Source organism: Stenotrophomonas africana (assembly GCF_013004645.1).
Taxonomy (GTDB): domain Bacteria; phylum Pseudomonadota; class Gammaproteobacteria; order Xanthomonadales; family Xanthomonadaceae; genus Stenotrophomonas; species Stenotrophomonas africana.
On the sequence record NZ_JABEME010000001.1, the window covers coordinates 525,595 to 542,156 of the forward strand.

18 protein-coding genes are annotated in these 16,562 nt (G+C 66.2%); 8 read left to right on the top strand and 10 right to left on the bottom strand.

Going from position 1 to position 16,562, the window contains the following annotated elements; translation table 11 throughout:
* Window positions 1-14: 14 nt before the first annotated feature.
* Window positions 15-596, bottom strand: a complete 582-nt coding sequence (locus tag HLA98_RS02695; protein WP_057499737.1) for an NMCC_0638 family (lipo)protein — start codon at window positions 594-596, stop codon at window positions 15-17.
* A 94-nt stretch (window positions 597-690) separates the two neighbouring features.
* Window positions 691-1,122 carry a pyridoxamine 5'-phosphate oxidase family protein gene (locus HLA98_RS02700; protein WP_057499738.1) on the bottom strand — a complete coding sequence of 144 codons (432 nt, stop codon included), beginning with the start codon at window positions 1,120-1,122 and terminating at the stop codon, window positions 691-693.
* A gap of 285 nt (window positions 1,123-1,407) precedes the next feature.
* Here HLA98_RS02700 and HLA98_RS02705 point away from each other — a divergent pair, with 285 nt between their 5' ends.
* Together HLA98_RS02705 and HLA98_RS02710 are read left to right on the top strand one after the other, a co-directional pair.
* Window positions 1,408-1,845 carry a hypothetical protein gene (locus HLA98_RS02705; protein ID WP_057499739.1) on the top strand — a complete coding sequence of 146 codons (438 nt, stop codon included), beginning with the start codon at window positions 1,408-1,410 and terminating at the stop codon, window positions 1,843-1,845.
* Between the two features lie 36 nt (window positions 1,846-1,881).
* Window positions 1,882-2,388: a PaaI family thioesterase gene (locus HLA98_RS02710; protein WP_057499740.1), complete on the top strand. Its 507-nt coding sequence runs from the start codon at window positions 1,882-1,884 to the stop codon at window positions 2,386-2,388.
* Between the two features lie 9 nt (window positions 2,389-2,397).
* Here HLA98_RS02710 and HLA98_RS02715 read toward each other — a convergent pair whose 3' ends face one another.
* On the bottom strand, window positions 2,398-4,056 hold the full coding sequence (locus tag HLA98_RS02715; RefSeq protein WP_232015465.1) for a GGDEF domain-containing protein: 1,659 nt from the start codon (window positions 4,054-4,056) through the stop codon (window positions 2,398-2,400).
* Here HLA98_RS02715 and HLA98_RS21155 point away from each other — a divergent pair.
* The gene (locus HLA98_RS21155; RefSeq protein WP_232015466.1) at window positions 4,049-4,228 is read left to right on the top strand and encodes a hypothetical protein; all 180 of its coding nucleotides are present in this window, start codon (window positions 4,049-4,051) and stop codon (window positions 4,226-4,228) included. The two genes, HLA98_RS02715 and HLA98_RS21155, sit on opposite strands and share 8 nt — an antisense overlap.
* 74 nt (window positions 4,229-4,302) lie before the next feature.
* Here the strand turns inward: HLA98_RS21155 and HLA98_RS02720 are convergent, their stop codons facing one another.
* The 3 genes from HLA98_RS02720 to HLA98_RS02730 all read right to left on the bottom strand — a co-directional run bounded on the left by HLA98_RS02720 (window position 4,303) and on the right by HLA98_RS02730 (window position 7,652).
* Entirely contained in the window at window positions 4,303-5,328 is a 1,026-nt protein-coding gene (locus HLA98_RS02720) for an AI-2E family transporter (RefSeq protein ID WP_057499742.1), read from the bottom strand.
* 118 nt (window positions 5,329-5,446) lie between these two features.
* The gene (locus tag HLA98_RS02725; RefSeq protein WP_057499743.1) at window positions 5,447-6,499 is read right to left on the bottom strand and encodes a sensor domain-containing diguanylate cyclase; all 1,053 of its coding nucleotides are present in this window, start codon (window positions 6,497-6,499) and stop codon (window positions 5,447-5,449) included.
* 145 nt (window positions 6,500-6,644) lie between these two features.
* The gene (locus HLA98_RS02730; RefSeq protein ID WP_057499744.1) at window positions 6,645-7,652 is read right to left on the bottom strand and encodes a LacI family DNA-binding transcriptional regulator; all 1,008 of its coding nucleotides are present in this window, start codon (window positions 7,650-7,652) and stop codon (window positions 6,645-6,647) included.
* A gap of 95 nt (window positions 7,653-7,747) precedes the next feature.
* On the opposite strand from HLA98_RS02730, the gene HLA98_RS02735 reads away from it, so the two are divergent.
* Genes HLA98_RS02735 through HLA98_RS02755 form a run of 5 tightly spaced genes read left to right on the top strand, consistent with a single transcriptional unit; the run spans window position 7,748 to window position 12,380 of the window.
* On the top strand, window positions 7,748-8,800 hold the full coding sequence (locus HLA98_RS02735) for a sugar phosphate isomerase/epimerase family protein (protein ID WP_057499745.1): 1,053 nt from the start codon (window positions 7,748-7,750) through the stop codon (window positions 8,798-8,800).
* A gap of 27 nt (window positions 8,801-8,827) precedes the next feature.
* Window positions 8,828-10,045: a nucleoside permease gene (locus HLA98_RS02740; protein WP_049446029.1), complete on the top strand. Its 1,218-nt coding sequence runs from the start codon at window positions 8,828-8,830 to the stop codon at window positions 10,043-10,045.
* A 12-nt stretch (window positions 10,046-10,057) separates the two neighbouring features.
* On the top strand, window positions 10,058-11,182 hold the full coding sequence (locus tag HLA98_RS02745; RefSeq protein WP_057499746.1) for a Gfo/Idh/MocA family protein: 1,125 nt from the start codon (window positions 10,058-10,060) through the stop codon (window positions 11,180-11,182).
* A 19-nt stretch (window positions 11,183-11,201) separates the two neighbouring features.
* A complete protein-coding gene (locus HLA98_RS02750) occupies window positions 11,202-12,065 on the top strand; it encodes a sugar phosphate isomerase/epimerase family protein (protein ID WP_057499747.1) in 864 nt (287 codons plus the stop codon).
* Window positions 12,066-12,083: 18 nt separating this feature from the next.
* Window positions 12,084-12,380 carry a c-type cytochrome gene (locus HLA98_RS02755; protein ID WP_049446035.1) on the top strand — a complete coding sequence of 99 codons (297 nt, stop codon included), beginning with the start codon at window positions 12,084-12,086 and terminating at the stop codon, window positions 12,378-12,380.
* Between the two features lie 30 nt (window positions 12,381-12,410).
* Here HLA98_RS02755 and HLA98_RS02760 read toward each other — a convergent pair whose 3' ends face one another.
* The 4 genes from HLA98_RS02760 to HLA98_RS02775 are packed head-to-tail and all read right to left on the bottom strand — an operon-like array spanning window position 12,411 to window position 16,362.
* A complete protein-coding gene (locus tag HLA98_RS02760; protein ID WP_049446071.1) occupies window positions 12,411-13,154 on the bottom strand; it encodes a 3-keto-disaccharide hydrolase in 744 nt (247 codons plus the stop codon).
* Window positions 13,155-13,168: 14 nt separating this feature from the next.
* Complete coding sequence (locus HLA98_RS02765; RefSeq protein ID WP_057499748.1) at window positions 13,169-13,744, bottom strand: gluconate 2-dehydrogenase subunit 3 family protein; 576 nt, start codon at window positions 13,742-13,744, stop codon at window positions 13,169-13,171.
* Window positions 13,744-15,429: a GMC oxidoreductase gene (locus tag HLA98_RS02770; RefSeq protein ID WP_057499749.1), complete on the bottom strand. Its 1,686-nt coding sequence runs from the start codon at window positions 15,427-15,429 to the stop codon at window positions 13,744-13,746. Before HLA98_RS02770 ends, HLA98_RS02765 begins: the two co-directional genes overlap by 1 nt.
* Window positions 15,430-15,456: 27 nt before the next feature.
* Window positions 15,457-16,362, bottom strand: a complete 906-nt coding sequence (locus HLA98_RS02775; RefSeq protein ID WP_057499750.1) for a hydroxypyruvate isomerase family protein — start codon at window positions 16,360-16,362, stop codon at window positions 15,457-15,459.
* Window positions 16,363-16,562: the final 200 nt, after the last annotated feature.

Consider the following 16,562-nt stretch of genomic DNA (forward strand, 5'->3'; position numbering starts at 1 on the left):
GAACGTGGCCCCTGTCAGGGCCCAGGCGCGCCCTGTTCCAGCATCGCTTCGCCCGGGGCCGACGAGGCCATCGCCTGCACGCCGGCTTCAGCCGCCTGCCGCGTGACCAGGCGGAAGCGCACCTGCAGCTTGCCCTGCCCCGGCGTCGCCCAGCCGTACTGGATGGCCACCTGATCGGCCGACAGTGGCCCACGCCCTGGCAGCGACCGCACCTGCAACGGCTTCGGTGCGGCCTGCACCAACCGCGCGAATCCCTTCTGCACGACCGCCGCGTCGGCCTTTTCGGCGTAGACCGTACACGTGCCATCGTCAGCCCAGCTCACCGCATAGCGGCCACTGGCCAGAGGCACCATCCAGGCCACGCCCGGTTGCCCCTGCAACAGCGTGGCGGCTTCGGCGGGCTGCAGCGGCGACAGCCCATTGGATTCCATCAGCGACTGCAACCGCGCCGGGGCACCGATGTGCTGCATGCAGGCGGTGTCGAACAGCTCGCTGAAGGGATCCTGCCCCGGAGCCTTGGCCTTGGGAGTACGCGCGGGTTGCGCCACCGCCAGGGTGGGCAGGAGGGCCAAAGCCAGCCAGAACGCAGGACGCATTGGGATTCCACGCTACGGAAAACAGCAGGGAGGATGGCAAAGCCCGGGTGCGCCGCGCAATGGCCGCGACGGCCGCCGGCCTCCCTCTGCCGGGTCAGACGGCTATTTCGCCTTCGTCCTCGCCATCCCAGTAGTGGATGCGGCTGGCACGCACGTGAATGAGCACCAGTCCCGGTGTATCCACTCCCTGTTCGAACCAGCGCTCCAGGTCCTTCACCCAGTGCTGGCTCATCGTGGCCCGGTCGCGCACCAGCACAGCCCTGCCCTGCACGTGCACGAACAGCGGCGGCTTGCCCAGCAGCGATTTGCTGCCGGAAAAACCCAGCGCAACGGCGGGGTCAGCTTCAATCTCGCGCACCATGTCGGTGTCCTCCGTGGTGAAGAACCAGCTGTCACCGTCGTAGTCCACGTCACCGTTGTTGCTCATTGGACGACCCGCGATCTCTCCATCGGCGTGGGTCTGCAGCAGGGTGAAATCGATGTCAGCCATTTTCTTGGCCAGTTCGGGCAGGGTGAGCTGGGTCATGGCGTCGTCCTTCTTCGGATGGAATCCCAGCGTCTGCGCGGAGCAGTGACCGAAGCGTGGATGAGCAGTTGCGGCCTCTTCACAGAAAACGAGATAGGGCGCATGGCGCGTGCGTGACGCATTCCTCACCACCACACTGGCGTTAACAGCAGATGGAGGAATGGCCCTGCACGCCGCGACGCGCCTCTAACGGGGGGCTGCCCGAGAATCGCGCAACCCCGTGGCATGACCGGCATGGCTGCCGGCGTGCACGCTGCGACTTCTCCGCAACCGCATGGCCTCCACATGGACCTGTTCGCCTGGCTCGCGTTCGGCTGTTACCTGTTGGCGTTCTTCATTGTCTCGCTGTTTGCTGCCGCCTATCTGAAGCGCTCCGACTTCATGCCCTACCACGGCCAGGCCGTGGGCATGCCATGGACCGAGATCGAGCCGCGCCTGCAGGTGCTGCTGATGGCACTCATCCGCGTGGTCGGCGCCGGTTGGATCGCACTGGCCGGCGCTGGCGTGATGCTGGCCTGGCTGATCTTCTTCGGGGGTCACTTCGCACTGCCGCAGCTGCTGGCGTTCCAGCTGTTCTGCCTGGTCGCCACCGTGCCGCCGGTCCTGGTCGCCGCCGGCGTGCGACGGCGTACCGGTGCGCGTACGCCGGTGCCCGCCGGCGCCATGGTGGTACTGCTGTCGGTCATCGGATTCGTGCTGGCCCTGTTGTCGCTACCGCTGTGACTTCCCTTTCTCTCCCCTCCCCCACGAGGCTCCACGATGAATCCCGAATCGATCTTCTACAGCGTGGTCAACGGTGATCTGCCGCCCTCCCGGGCGGGTACTCTGCTCGGCTGGCGATTCGTCGACTACGACGACGCACTGCGCCGCATCCAGGTCGAATTCGAGGCTGGCCAGGTGCTGACCAATCCGATGGGCAACGTGCAGGGCGGCTTCCTGTCAGCGATGCTCGACGACTGCATGGGGCCGGCGATCTACGCCACACTGCCCGCCAACCGCATCGCGGTCACGGTGGAATCCAAGACCAGTTTCGTCAGTCCGGCACGACCAGGGCGCATCATCGGTTGGGGCGAAGTCGAACACAGCAAAGGCAGCATCGCCTTCACGCGTGGCTGGCTGACCGACCCGGCAGGCAAGGTACTGGCCACCGCCACCGCCACCTTCCGGGTGGGTGCGCTGCGGTGGCGTGGCTTCTCGGTACCCCGTCCCATAGCGCGCCGGATGATTGCTCGGACGCTGCGGCGCGTGCATGCACGCATCGGCTGACGCGTGCCCTCAACGCGTGATGCGAGCGCCAACCGCCACCCGTACCCGATCGCGCCCCTGTGCCTTGGCCCGGTACATGGCCGCATCGGCGGCACGCAGCAGGGTGCGCCAGCCCAGTGCGTCGGTGCCGCCCTCGGCAACGCCGAAACTGGCGGTCACCCGCAGCACGGTCCCGGCGGCCAGCGCGATGTCCATCTGCTGTAGGGCCAATCGCAATGACTCGGCCAGCTGGCGGCCACCGGCCAGATCGCCGTCGGCCAGCAGCACCAGGAACTCCTCGCCGCCATAACGGGCGATGCTGTCGCTGCGGCGCAGGTGGTGCTGCAGCAACTGCGCCACCTGCACCAGCACTTCGTCGCCGGCTTCATGGCCATGGCCGTCGTTGATCGCCTTGAAGCGATCCACATCCAGCAGGATCACCACGGCGTTTGCATCGCCCTCCGCGTGTCTCTGCTGCACCACTTCATCCAGCGCGCGCCGGTTCAACAATCCGGTCAGCTCGTCGGTGCCAGCGAGCTGGCGCAGCTCGCTGGTCAGTGCCGAGCGCTCGCGCGATTTCTCACGCAGTACTTCGATGGCGTCGAACAGGCGCTGCATCTCGGCCAGCGGATGGGTGACATGCTGCTCCGGGCCGGGTGCATCCGAGGCGAGCTGGATCACCTGCTTCTGTGCCTGCAGCAGTGGCTGCAGGATCTGCAGGTGGGCGATGCGCAGGGCCACACCCAGCACCACCAGCGTACCCAGCGCGGTCGCCACCAGCACCGCCAGGCGCGTGGCCTCGCGATTGCGGGTGCGTTCGAAGCGGGCGATGGACACGCTCAGGTAGCCATCGCGCAACGCCTCAAGCGACTGCAGGGTGGGCACGTAGCGCGTGGTGAACTCGGCCGCGGTCCACGGCGGTGGTACGCCACGGCGGCCATCCTCGATCAACTGCTCGATCATCGGCAGCGATTCACCGAAGAACTGCCGACGTGCCATGTCCCAGTGCCATGACAATGCCGCGTCACTGCGGAACACCGACTCATGGCTGACCGCCAACCGCCACAGTTCCAGCAGGCGGCCCTCGGTCTGCTGCGCAGCGCGCACCTGTTCCTCGCGCCATGCCCCCGGCACCGCCACCGGCGCCATCACGTTCGACGCCAGGCGGCCGCCATGCTCGCGAAGATCCATCAGTACCTGGCCCTGCATCGCCGGAATCGCCGCTTCACGGTCGGCACTGACCAGCACGTTGATCTGCGCCGAAGTCAGCAGGTGCAGGCGATCAACCACGGCGAACATGCCGCTGATCGCACGCTCCACATCCTCCACCCGGCGCGCATCGTGCGGTTGCGCCACCACCCGATCCACCGCAGTGCGCGCCGACTGCAGGCGACGTTGCGCGTCGGCCAGCAGTGCATGCTCGTCGACCACGCCCGGATCGGTCTTGAACACGGTGTCCAGCTGCAGCAGGGCGGTGTCGACCCGCTTGCGTGCGACGGCCAGCTGCGTGGCCAGCCGTGCCTGTTCGGCGGCGTCGGCCGGGTCAGCCCCCAGCAGGCTGTTGGCCGGGCCGCGCTCGGCCGAAGCCAGGTTTGCCAGATCGAAGGTCTGCCGCAACTGGCGCAGGCTGGCCAGGTTCTCTTCGGCGGCGGTGTAGCGCAGCGTGCCCTGGACCAGGGCGATGGCCATCAACGGCAACGTGCACACCACGAACAGCCCAGCCAGGATCCAGACCCAGGTCCGCAACCTGATGGGCGATGCCTTGCCGGCCATGCAGAATTCCCCTGAAGTGCGGCTCACTGTAGCGAGCGGCTCCGGCGGCGCCAAGCCAGCGCCGTACGATCCGCAGTGGGGGATATAGCGCAGCGCGCGCGAACGCGCCGACAACGCCGGCGCCCCCCGTCCAGCCGGTCAGATGCGACAGGTCACGCCGGGTCAGATCCAGCGCTGGTCGACCAGTTCGCGCTTCACGTAGGCGTAGAACACCGGTGCCGCCACCAGGCCGGGCAGGCCGAACGCCGCTTCCATCACCAGCATTGCCAGCAACAGCTCCCAGGCGCGGGCCTGGATCTCACCGCCGACGATGCGCGCGTTGAGGAAGTACTCCAGTTTGTGGATCACGATCAGGTACAGCAGCGCGGCCACTGCCACGTAGAACGAGACCGACAGCGCGACAATGGCGATGATCGTGTTGGAGATGATGTTGCCCACCACTGGCAGCAGGCCGGCGATGAAGGTGATCAATACCAGCGTCTTGGACAGTGGCAGGTGCACGCCGAACAGCGGCAGCACGCCCAGCAGGAATATCGCGGTGAACACGGTGTTGAGCAGGGAGATCTTCAGCTGCGCGAACACCACCTGGCGGAACGCGGTGGCCAGGCGGCTGGTGCGCCCGACCAGCTCCTGCGCCAGCGGCCCCATCTTCGGCAGCGGAAGTTCGTCGTACAGCGCGATCATCGCGCCCAGCACCATGCCGATCAGCACGCGTACGCCCACCTGCACCACCGACGTGCCGGCCACGCCCAGCTGGCGCTGGTGCTCGGCGGCCCAGTCATTGAGCGCCGCACGCAGCGCCGGCATGTCCTCCGGGATATACGGCTGCAGCAGCGCCGGTACCTGGTGGCGCGACGAATTGAGGATATCCATCAGCCGCGCCAGCAGCGCGTCCGGCCCGCCGGTTTCGTTGCGGAAGAACGACGCCACGCCGATCCCCGCCAGCACCAGCCCGCTGATGATGATCGCCGACAGCACGATCACCGCAATTGCCCGCGCCCGTCCCGGCGGCAGCCTGCCTTCCACGGTGGACGCCAGCACGTGGGTCAGCTGGAACACCAGCAGCCCCGACAGCAGGGTCACCACCAGGCCCAGCTTCAGCGCCAGCCACATGCCCAGCAGCATCATCAGCCAGGCCGCGATCCTCGGGACAGGGGGCTTGGGCTGGGCAACGAGGGCGTCTTGCATGGGCGGCGCGTCCGGGCGGGGTGGCCCATGGTAGAGGATTGGCGGCAACGATTCCGGGTGCAGGATGAACAGGCATCAGGCCTCGTGCTGCGACAGCGCTGCTGCAGCCCGCGCCGACTCATTCGCCATAGCTGGCGTTGTTCTTGCCTTGGCGCTTGGCGTGGTAGAGCGCGCGGTCGGCCAGTGCCAGCCAGTCCTCGACGCTGCCGCCACGCGGCGTCGCTGCGATCCCGATGCTGACACTGAATTCGATGCCCGGCGTTGCCTGCCGTGCGGCTTCCAGAAGTTGCAGGCGAACCCGCTCTGCCACATGCATCGCATCGCCGGGCGCACAGTCGTGCAGCAGCACGACGAACTCATCACCTCCCAGCCGCGCGGGGGTATCGCCGGGCCGGGCGAAGGCGCGCAAGGTGGACGCGATATGGCGCAGCACTTCGTCCCCTGCACGGTGACCATACGAGTCATTGATGCGCTTGAAGTCATCCACATCAAGCATCAGCAGACAGGCGAAACCACCCTGCCCCTGCGCCTTGTCCAGCGCCTGCTGCGCGCGGACGATCAGGAAGCCGCGGTTGGCCAGCTCCACCAGCGGGTCCATCCGGCTCAGCCGCTTCAACTGGCGGTTCTGCGATTTCACCCGTCGCGCCAGCTGCCAGCTGAGGATGCTGAGGCCGATGCCGTAGACGAACAGGAACGGCACACTGAGCACGATCGTGCGCTGCGATGACACCGGCTGGTAGGGAAACCCAAGCACCCACCAGGTGAGCGCGAACCCCACTACCAGGGCCAGTGTGGCCCGTACCGCCAGCTTCACCCCGCCGGCGGCGATCTTGTCGGCGACCAGCAGCGCGGCGAACAACGCACTGGGTACGACGCTGAGCCCCATGAAGGCGATCCAGCCACCGCCAAAGTAGGAATCAATCACCATGCAGCGGAACTGGACCACGGCAGGCTGCCTTGAGCGCCGGGTCAGTACCAGCGCGAGCGCCGGCCAGGCCAGCGCATTGAGCAGCAGCAGGACCCACGCCAGCGCGCCGTCGTGGCGTTCGAGCATGATCGAGGCAATGGGGACCGCCCCCAACCCGTTGCCCACGAAACGCATCCAGCCGATGCGCCGTGCCGCGCCGATGCCTTCGACCGAGACCTCGGTCGAGTCCGTCAAGAACGGCATTGCCGACCCCCTTGAGCGATCGCAGCTGCCACCAAGGCCCTTGCCGGGCTGCCTGCCGTGAGTCTGACAGCTCTGCGTCAATTCGGGATCAAGGTTGCAGAAGCCGTCTGGCGACAATCATGAGGCAGCGAGCGCTGCCCTGCCTTCACCCGGCCCTGGGTGCAGCCGTCGAGCCCCGCAGCATCAGGCTGAACTCCAACGTCTGCTGCAGCGGCACATCCACGTGCTCGATGATGGCGAGCAGCAGGTTGACCGCGCGCTCGCCAATCTCCCGCATCGGCTGCCTGATCGTCGTCAGCGGCGGCGTGAGGTAGCGCGAGGAGGCCAGGTCGTCAAAGCCGACGATGGACAGGTCCTCCGGCACGCGGATGCCCCGCTCCCGGCAGGCCGCCAGGGTACCCAGCGCCATCTGGTCGCTGAAACAGAAGACCGCGGTCGGTACCGGCGCGGCGGCCAACATCGACATCGCGGCTGCATGGCCCGACTCCACGGAAAAGTCACCCGGCACGATGTTCAGCTGGCGCAGGCGTCCACGCGCCTTGCCGGCTGCCCGGACCCCTTCCAGCCGTTGCTGGTGCAGCGGATTGTCGGGAGGTCCGCCCACCACTGCGATGCGTTCGTGCCCCAGCCCATACAGGTGTTCCATCACCGCGCGCGCAGCGGCCGCATTGTCGATGTGGACGCTGGGGATGCCCAGCGCGGGATCGAACTCGCAGCCGTTGACCACCGGCGCGGCGGCACCCCGCTGTTCGACGATGTCACGCGCCGTAGGTGGCAGGCGATGCCCGAGCACGATCATGCCGTCGGCCTCATTGCGCCGGAGCATCTGTGCATAGCGCTCCTCGCGATCCGGTTGATGCTGGGTATCCCCCAGCAGGACCGCGTAACCGACCGCCTGCGCCGCGTCCTCCGCACCCTGCAGGATCTGCGCGAAGAACGGATTGGCGATGTCCGGGACGGTGACCAGGATCTTGCCGCTGCGCTGGGTCTTGAGCGTGCGGGCCACCGTGTTGGGCACATAGCCCAGCGCGGCGGCGGCCTGCTCGATGCGCGCACGGGTGGCCGGCAGGACTTTGTCCGGCCGCGAAAGCGCCCGCGACACCGTGCCTGCGGAGACGCCGACGTACTTTGCGATGTCGTAGATGGTGGCCATGGCGTTAGTCCTCCTGCCCGCTGTGCACTGCACAACAGGTCCTGCGTGAGCCCCTGCTAGGATAATGCAATCGATTGCATCGAGGGCGAATCACGTTGAAGACGCTCAAGGGTCCAGCGCTGTTCCTGGCGCAGTTCATCGGCGACGCAGCTCCTTTTGATCGGCTGGACACGCTGGCCGGGTGGGCCGCGGGTCTGGGCTATTCTGGCGTACAAGTGCCGACCAGCGCGCCTCATCTGCTCGATCTGGCAGAGGCCGCGCGCAGCCAGGCGTACTGCGACGACATTGCCGGCATGCTGGCCGGTCATGGCGTGCAGATCACCGAGCTGTCCACCCATCTGCAGGGGCAGCTGGTCGCGGTGCATCCGGCCTACGACAGCCTGTTCGACGGATTCGCACCCGCGGACAAACGCGGCGATCCCGCCGCCCGCCAGGCCTGGGCCGTGGAGCAGCTTCTATTGGCCGCCAAAGCCAGCCAGCGGCTGGGACTGACCGCACACGCCACGTTCTCCGGCGCACTGGCCTGGCCGTACTTCTACCCTTGGCCGCAGCGCCCACCGGGACTGGTGGAGCAAGCCTTCACCGAACTCGGTCGCCGCTGGCGCCCCATCCTCGATGCGTTCGATGCCTGCGGCGTGGACCTGTGCTTCGAGATCCACCCCGGGGAGGACCTGCACGACGGCGCGACCTTCGAACGCTTCCTCGATGTGGTCGATCACCACCCACGCGCGAAGATCCTGTACGACCCCAGCCATCTGCTGCTGCAGCAGATGGACTACCTGGGTTTCATCGACCGCTACCACGCGCGCATCGGTGCGTTCCATGTCAAGGATGCGGAGTACCACGCCAGTGCCAGCGGCGGCGTGTACGGCGGCTACCAGAACTGGATCGATCGCCCGGGGCGGTTCCGTTCACCCGGTGACGGCCAGATCGACTTCAAGGCAATCTTCTCCAAGTTCGCCCAGTACGACTTCCCCGGATGGGCGGTACTGGAATGGGAGTGCTGCCTGAAGCACCCGGAAGACGGCGCACGCGAGGGTGCCGCCTTCATCCGCGACCACATCATCCGCGTAACCGAACGCGCCTTCGACGACTTCGCCGACAGCGGAACGGACGCCGCATCACTGCACCGCATGCTGGGAATCTGAGCCATTACCGCCCCGGGAGGGCAAGCCATGTCGCACGCCATGTCGCGCTTGGGCGCGATGATGTTTCTGCAGTTCTTCATCTGGGGAGCGTGGTTCGTAACCCTCGGGACGTACCTGGTGCAGGGCCCGCTGCAGGCCAGCGCCAGCCAGGTGGCCACGGCCTTCCTCAGCCAATCCATCGGCGCCATCGTGGCGCCGTTCCTGGTCGGGCTGATCGCGGATCGCTACTTTGCGGCGCAGCGCATCCTTGCGGTACTGCATCTGGCCGGTGCGGTGCTCATGTGGCTGGCGTCCACGGCCACCAGCTTCAGCATGTTCTCTGCCTGCGTGATGGGCTACATGTTGCTGTTCATGCCGACGCTGGCACTGGCCAACAGCGTGGCGATGCGGCACATGCAGTCGCCCGAGAAACAGTTCCCGCTGGTGAGGGTGGCGGGCAGCATCGGCTGGATCATCGCCGGCGTGCTGATCGGCTGGCTGGGCTGGGAACAGGCGCACCGGCTTGAACTGACGTTCCGGATGGCGGCGCTCGCGTCTCTGGTGCTGGGCCTGTATGCGTTCACTCTGCCGCACACGCCGCCGCTGGCGCAGCAGCGCGACGCCGGACTGGGACAGATCCTGGGGCTGGATTCGTTGCGTCTGCTGAAGTCGCGCGCCTATCTGGTGTTTTTCCTGGCTTCCATCGCCATCTGCATCCCGCTGTCGTTCTACTACAACTTCACCAATCCGTATCTCAACGACCTGGGCGTGCGGGGTGCAGCAGGCCTGCAGTCGTTGGGCCAGGTCTCCGAAGTGCTGCTGATGCTGGCCATGCCGTTCCTGTTCGTGCGGCTGGGGGTGAAGACCATGCTGGCGGTCGGCATGGCCGCCTGGGTGGTGCGCTACGCCTTGTTCGCCTTCGGCGATGCGGGCAGCGGTTTCTCCCTGCTGGTGATCGGCATCGTGCTGCACGGCATCTGCTACGACTTCTTCTTCGTCACCGGCCAGATCTACACCGATGCCCATGCCGGCCCTGCCGCGCGCAGCAGCGCACAGGGGTTCATCACCCTGGCCACCTATGGCGTGGGCATGTTGATCGGCACCTTCCTGTCCGGCGCGGTGGTGGAGCACTTCACCACCGAAGCCGGACCCGACTGGCAGCAGATCTGGCTGTTCCCGGCCGGCGTTGCGCTGGTGGTGCTGGTCGCCTTCCTGCTGCTGTTCCGCGATCGGCCGGCGGCTGCGGCCGCGCCCTCCACACCCTGAGGATCCCCGTCGATGCCCAAGCTTGGAATCGCCATCGTTGGCGCCGGCATGATCGGTGCAGTGCATCGTCGTGCGGCACTGCTGGCAGGTGCCGAGGTACGCGGCGTGGCCGCCTCGTCACCGCAGCGCGCGCATGTAGCAGCACACTCCTGGAATGTCCCCCGTGCCTACCGGGATATCGAGGACGTGATCGCCGATCCCCAGGTGCAGGTCGTGCATGTGTGCACGCCCAACCATCTGCACCGCGCCATGGCACAGGCCGCGCTGGAAGCCGGCAAGCACGTGATCTGCGAGAAACCGCTGGCGACGACGCTGGACGATGCGCAGGCGCTGGCGGCGTTGGCCGCCTCGACTGGATTGGTTGCCACGGTCCCCTTCGTCTACCGCTACCACCCGGTGGTCCGCGAGGCGCGCGCCCGTATCGCCCACGGTGAACTGGGGCCGTTGCACCTCATCCACGGCAGTTACCTGCAGGACTGGCTTCTTGACCCCGCCAGCAACAACTGGCGTGTTGACCCGGCGCTGGGCGGCACGTCGCGCGTGTTCGCCGACATCGGTTCGCACTGGTGCGACCTGGTGGAATGGATCAGTGGCGAGCGCTTCGCCGAAGTGAACGCGGCATTCGCCACGGTGATCGCCGAGCGCGGCGCCGTCAGCGGGCAGAGTTTCAGCACGCCAATGGAAGCCAGCGCGATGCAGGCCGTCATGAGCGAGGACGTTGCCGCGGCGATGTTCAGGACCGGCGCCGGTACGCTGGCGTCATTGACGGTCAGCCAGGTCTCGGCCGGGCGCCACAACCGCCTCTGGTTCGAGATCGATGGCGCCAAGGCCAGCGTGGCCTTCAACCAGGAGGACGCCGAACGACTCTGGATCGGCCTGCCCGACCAGCGCGAGGAAATCTTCGTACGCGGGCCAGGCGCCGGCAGTGCCGAACAGCGCCGGCTGTCCGCGCTGCCGGCCGGGCATGCACAGGGCTACGCCCAGTGCTTCGAAGCGTTTGTCGCCGACACCTATCGCGCCATCGAAGGCGATCAGCCGCAGGGCCTGCCCACCTTCGAAGACGGCCTGCGCTCGGCGCAGATCGTTGATCGTGTCATTGCATCGGCCAGGTCACGCGCCTGGACCACCATCGGTTGAATGCCGGGAGGATCTGTTGATGAAAGCCCTTTTCCGTAGAAGTACAAGCCTCATCCTGCTGCTCGCTGCCCTGCCCGCCTTCGCAGGCGAAGCCGCCAGCACGCAGAAGCCGATCGCGGTGCAGATGTATACCCTGCGCGATGCAGGCTCGCTTGAGCAGCAATTGAAGATCGTCCACGACGCGGGCGTCCATGCGGTGGAAACGGTCGGTACGCAGAACACCAGCGCCACCGAACTCAAGCAGCTGCTGGACCGGTACTCGATCAAGGCGATTTCATCGCATGTGCCGCTGGCCGAGCTGCGCGGCAATCTGGATGGGGTGGTGGCCTTCAACCGCTCGATCGGCAACACCACGCTGGTGGTGCCTTACCTGGATGCGAAGGACCGGCCGACCGATGCGGCGGGCTGGACGGCACTGGGCCAGGAGTTGGGCCGCCTCGCCAAGCAGGTGCGCGGCAAGAACATGCGCCTGACCTATCACAACCACGACTTCGAACTGGTCGACTTCGATGGCAGGACCGGACTGGAGCTGCTGTTCGCCGCCGCCGGTCCAGACCTGCAGACCGAGCTGGACCTGGCCTGGGTCGCGCGCGCGGGCCTGGACCCTGCAGTGATGCTGGCAAAGCTCCGCGGCCACGTATTCGCGGTGCACGCCAAGGACAATGCGCCCAAGGGCCAGGCCCAGGACGAAGGCGGATTCGCTGCGGTGGGCCAGGGCGTGCTGGACTGGAATGCGATCCTGCCTGCTGCAGCAGCCGCAGGCGTCCACTGGTACATCATCGAGCACGACCAGCCACGCGATCCGGCCAAGGTCATCCAGACCGGTGCGGACTACCTGCGTGAACATCTGACCACCCGCGTGCACGCCCGTGCGCGCCGCTGACGCATCAAGGAGCCCCACATGAGAATGATCCTGGCAATGGCTGTCGGCCTGGGCGGCATGAGCGTTGCGACGGCAGCCTGGTGCAAGGACGACCCGGCTGCGGGCGCAAAGCTCTACACCGCGAACTGCGTGGCCTGCCACGGCGCCGATCGTGCGGGCATGCCGGGCGCGTTCCCGGCGCTCACCGACATCGGCAAGCGCATGGCACCGGCGCAGATCAAGGAAAAGATCAGCAAGGGCGGTGGACTGATGCCGCCCTTCTCCCAGCTGTCGCAACAGGAAATCGATGACATCGCCAGCTACCTGGCGAAGTAAGCGGCCGGCGACCACGCCGGCCGTGTGCGGCTACAGTTCGCGCACCCATATATTGCGGTAGCTGACCTTGGAGTCATGCTCCTGCAGATACAGCGGCGCGCACGCATGAGGCGCGTACGACGGCGCACCGATGTACTCCGTCTTCCCCGCCAGCACGGTGTCATCCTGCACCAGCACGCCGTTGTGCAGCACCGTGATGCGCGCGGGCGACGCCAGGCCGCCGCCCTGCGAGAAGCGCGGCGCCTTCCAGATGATGTCGTAGACCTGCCACTGGCCCGGTGCGCGCGAGGCGTTCACCCGTGGCATGGCCTGCTTGTAGATCGAACCCGCCTGGCCGTTGGCATACGTTGGGTTGTTGTAACTGTCGAGCACCTGCAGCTCATACAGTTCCTGCAGGAAGATGCCACTGTTGCCCCGGTTCTGGCCGTCGAAGCCCTTTGTATCGGTGGGCGTGCGCCATTCGACATGCAATTGGACATCGCAGAAGCGCTGCCGGGTGCGGATGCCCTTGCTGCCCGGAACGACGGTCATGGCGCCATCGGCAACCGTCCAGGGCACACGTCCGCCGTGCTCTGCCTCCCACGCGGAGACATCCTTGCCATCGAACAGCACAATGGCGTCGGAGGGGGCTTTGCCTGGTGGCGTGGCGACGACTTCGGGCACGGGAGTCCACACTTCGGTCTTCTTCGGATCGCGCGCGGCGTCGGCACCGTTCTGCGCGAATACAGATGTGGCGGCCAGCAGGCCGGTGACAATCAACAGAGATCGGGTCATCGGGCTGGTGTCCATCAGCTGGTCCCCCACGCAGGCGTGCCGGGAACATAGGCAAGGTCGCCGTCGTAGCGACCCGGCACGGCGACGTACTGCAGCACCCCCGTCGCACCGACCTTGGAGGTGAAGAAGCCGAAGATGGCCAATTGCTTGAGCATCGTGAAGTAATGCGGCATCGCCTCGCCCTCTTCAGGCGTACCGGTCTCGGTCACGTCGGCATTTCGTGCCTTGGCTTCGGCGTCCAGCGTTCGCAGCAACCCGGTGCGGGCTTCCGGCGTGAGCGATACGAAGCGGCCGCCGGCGCGTTTGTCGATGTCGGCCAGGCCGGCGCGGAACGCCGCCTGCTGCCGGGCCGTGTAGCAGTCGCTGACGAACGTCGCCATGAACGCACCGGCACCCGCGTCCTTGGCCCCGGGTGTCCTTGTCCGCGGCAGGATGGTCTCGGCGATCTCGTCCAGCATGCCGACATCGGCGTCGGAGAAATGGATCTTCGTGGCGCCCGCCGGCGCCTGCCCCTGCACCAGCGCAGGCAGGCCAACCATGGCCGCACCGGTGGCGGCAACGATCATCTTCAACAGTTCGCGGCGATCCATCAGAGGTTCCCCGCTTTCAGTTCGCGTACCGCATGGTCGGCCGCGCGCGCGGTCAGCGCCATGTAGGTCAGCGAGGGATTCACGCAGGCGCTGGAGGTCATGCAGGCACCGTCGGTCACATAGACGTTGGGCGCATCCCAGACCTGGTTGTGCGCATTCAATACCGAGCTTTTCCGATCACGTCCCATGCGCGCGGTCCCCATCTCGTGAATGCCCTTGCCCGGGGCATAGTCGTTGTCGTGCATCTTCACGTCCTTGACGCCGGCCGCTTCCAGCATCTCGGCGGCATCGGCGGCCATGTCCTTGCGCATCGCAAGTTCATTGGCACGCATGGCAACGTCCATCGCCAGCACCGGCAGCCCCCACTTGTCCTTCCGGTCGTGGTCCAGGCGGATCGTATTGTCGTGGTGCGGCAGCATTTCACCGAACCCGGTCATGCCGATGCGCCAGTCGCCCGGTACGGTCAGCGCCTCCTTCAGGTCGGCTCCGATGTTCAGCTCGGCGATCTCGCGCGACCAGCCGGTGCGGCTGGCACCGCCCTGGTAGCCGAAGCCGCGCAGGTAGTCACGCTTGTCCGAGGCGACGTTGCGGAACCGCGGAATGTAGAAACCGCACGGACGACGGCCGAAGTAGTACTTGTCTTCGTAACCCTCGACCCGGCCCGAGGCACCCGCACCGAAATGATGGTCCATCACGTTGTGCCCCAACTCTCCCGACGAGGAGCCCAGCCCCCCTTCCCAGACATCGGTGGCCGAGTTCATCAGCAGCCACGTCGAGTTGAACGACGACGCGTTGAGGAAGATGAGCTTGGCGGTGTACTGGTAGGTCTGGCCGGTTTCGGCGTCGATCACCTCCACGCCACGCGCACGCTTGCGGTCCTTGTCGTAGAGCACTTCCTTGACGATCGAGAACGGCCGCAAGGTCAGGTTGCCGGTCTTCATCGCCGCTGGCAGCGTCGCCGCCTGGGTCGAGAAGTAGGCACCGAAAGGACAGCCCAGGATGCACTTGTTGCGGTACTGGCAATTGACGCGCCCCTGTTCGGGCATCGGTTGGGTGATGTTTGCAGTGCGCGAGTGGATCATATGGCGCGTTCCGCCGAAGGCCTTCTTGATCCGCGCGGCCACATCCTTCTCGACGATGTTCAGGGGAATCGGCGGCAGGAACTCGCCGTCCGGCAGCACGTCCAGTCCTTCGCGCGTGCCGGCGATGCCGGCGAACTTCTCCACGTGGTCGTACCACGGCGCGATGTCGGCGTAGCGGATCGGCCAGTCAGCAGCGATCCCGTCCTTCAGGTTCGCCTCGAAATCCAGATCGGAGAAGCGATAGCTCTGCCGGCCCCACATCAACGAGCGACCGCCCACGTGGTAGCCGCGGAACCAGTCGAAACGTTTGGTCTCGATGTAGGGCGAGTCCTGCTCGTCGGCCCACATCCCTTCCAGGTTCTCTGCGAGGCCGTAGTCGCGCATCAGCACCGGGAACTTGGCCTTCATCGCCTGCGTCGGACGGTTTCGGTGCGGGAAATCCCACGCCTCCTTCATCGCGTTGACGTAGTCCTTGACGTGCTCGATGTTGCGGCCCCGCTCCAGCATCAGGACCTTCAGGCCCTTCTCGGTCAGCTCCTTCGCTGCCCAACCGCCACTGATTCCCGAGCCAACAACAATGGCGTCGTAGTGATTATCTGCCATGGGTTTCTCACCTGGGTGGATATCGTTTCAGACGTCGCAGAGGCGGATCGCCTCGCGCAATGAGGCAACGGGATCGGGCGCTGCAGGCGTGAACTCCTGCGCCAGATACCCCTTGAAACCGGTGTCGCGGATCGCGCGACAGATGGCCGGATAGTGGAGCTCCTGCTGGTCTCCGATCTCGTTCCGGCCCGGCACACCTGCGGTGTGGTAATGCTTGAAGCAGGCATGATGCTTGCCGATGGTGGCGATGATGTCGCCCTCCATGATCTGCATGTGGTAGATGTCGTAGAGCAGGCCGAAATTGTCCGAGCCCAGCCGCTGGCACAGCTCCACGCCCCAGGCCGAGTGGTCGCACAGGTAGTCGCGATGGTCGACCTTGGAGTTCAGCAGCTCCATCACCAGCACGACGCCACGCTTCTCGGCATGCCCGAGGATGCGCTTGAGGCCGGCCTCGGCATTGGCCATGCCGTCCTGCGGGTCCATACCGTTGCGGTTGCCGGAGAAGCAGATGAGATTGCGGTAACCGGCATCGGCCACCAGATCGATGTGCCGCGTGTAGCGCTCCACCAGTTGGTCGTGGAACTCACGGCCGGCAAAGCCCCTGGTCAGGCCCAGTTCCGCGCCGTTGCACATCGAGCTGTACACGCCATTCGCCTTCAGCGTGGGCCAGTCCTCCGGGCCGACCAGGTCGATCGCGGCAAAACCGATGTCCTTCACCGTCGCGCAAAGCTGGGCGACCGACAGCTGCGGGAAGGTCCAGCGTGCGACGGAGTGCTTCAGGTTGCCCTTCAGCGGCGCCGTGGCGGCGAATGCGGGCAACGTGCCCGCGATTGTCGCGGCCCCCAGGCCAATGCTGCCGGCAACTGCGAGGCGCAGCGCATCGCGCCGCGTGAGGCCCGTCGCCGGGGCCGGTCTGATCGAATGGATGGACATCCACCTTCCGGCCTCCCAACCGGTATCAAACGCAACGATTCACAGCAATGCAATCGATTGCACCATAGGGGAGAAATTTGTCTGTTTGCAAGTCGCGGTGCACGAAAACTGATGCTGCGGGGCACAACTCCGCAGGAATCGCGGACAAAGGAAAGCCCCGCATAAGCGGGGCTTTCTTTTCGTGGTGTGGGGAGACGGCC

What these genes read in the sequence shown, in the direction of transcription:
- HLA98_RS02695 (WP_057499737.1), bottom strand. Translation starts at nt 596, where the DNA reads ATGCGTCCTGCGTTCTGGCTGGCTTTGGCCCTCCTGCCCACCCTGGCG.
- HLA98_RS02700 (WP_057499738.1), bottom strand. Translation starts at nt 1,122, where the DNA reads ATGACCCAGCTCACCCTGCCCGAACTGGCCAAGAAAATGGCTGACATC.
- HLA98_RS02705 (WP_057499739.1), top strand. Translation starts at nt 1,408, where the DNA reads ATGGACCTGTTCGCCTGGCTCGCGTTCGGCTGTTACCTGTTGGCGTTC.
- HLA98_RS02710 (WP_057499740.1), top strand. Translation starts at nt 1,882, where the DNA reads ATGAATCCCGAATCGATCTTCTACAGCGTGGTCAACGGTGATCTGCCG.
- HLA98_RS21155 (WP_232015466.1), top strand. Translation starts at nt 4,049, where the DNA reads ATGGCCATCAACGGCAACGTGCACACCACGAACAGCCCAGCCAGGATC.
- HLA98_RS02715 (WP_232015465.1), bottom strand. Translation starts at nt 4,056, where the DNA reads ATGGCCATCGCCCTGGTCCAGGGCACGCTGCGCTACACCGCCGCCGAA.
- HLA98_RS02720 (WP_057499742.1), bottom strand. Translation starts at nt 5,328, where the DNA reads ATGCAAGACGCCCTCGTTGCCCAGCCCAAGCCCCCTGTCCCGAGGATC.
- HLA98_RS02725 (WP_057499743.1), bottom strand. Translation starts at nt 6,499, where the DNA reads ATGCCGTTCTTGACGGACTCGACCGAGGTCTCGGTCGAAGGCATCGGC.
- HLA98_RS02730 (WP_057499744.1), bottom strand. Translation starts at nt 7,652, where the DNA reads ATGGCCACCATCTACGACATCGCAAAGTACGTCGGCGTCTCCGCAGGC.
- HLA98_RS02740 (WP_049446029.1), top strand. Translation starts at nt 8,828, where the DNA reads ATGTCGCACGCCATGTCGCGCTTGGGCGCGATGATGTTTCTGCAGTTC.
- HLA98_RS02745 (WP_057499746.1), top strand. Translation starts at nt 10,058, where the DNA reads ATGCCCAAGCTTGGAATCGCCATCGTTGGCGCCGGCATGATCGGTGCA.
- HLA98_RS02750 (WP_057499747.1), top strand. Translation starts at nt 11,202, where the DNA reads ATGAAAGCCCTTTTCCGTAGAAGTACAAGCCTCATCCTGCTGCTCGCT.
- HLA98_RS02755 (WP_049446035.1), top strand. Translation starts at nt 12,084, where the DNA reads ATGAGAATGATCCTGGCAATGGCTGTCGGCCTGGGCGGCATGAGCGTT.
- HLA98_RS02760 (WP_049446071.1), bottom strand. Translation starts at nt 13,154, where the DNA reads ATGACCCGATCTCTGTTGATTGTCACCGGCCTGCTGGCCGCCACATCT.
- HLA98_RS02765 (WP_057499748.1), bottom strand. Translation starts at nt 13,744, where the DNA reads ATGGATCGCCGCGAACTGTTGAAGATGATCGTTGCCGCCACCGGTGCG.
- HLA98_RS02770 (WP_057499749.1), bottom strand. Translation starts at nt 15,429, where the DNA reads ATGGCAGATAATCACTACGACGCCATTGTTGTTGGCTCGGGAATCAGT.
- HLA98_RS02775 (WP_057499750.1), bottom strand. Translation starts at nt 16,362, where the DNA reads ATGTCCATCCATTCGATCAGACCGGCCCCGGCGACGGGCCTCACGCGG.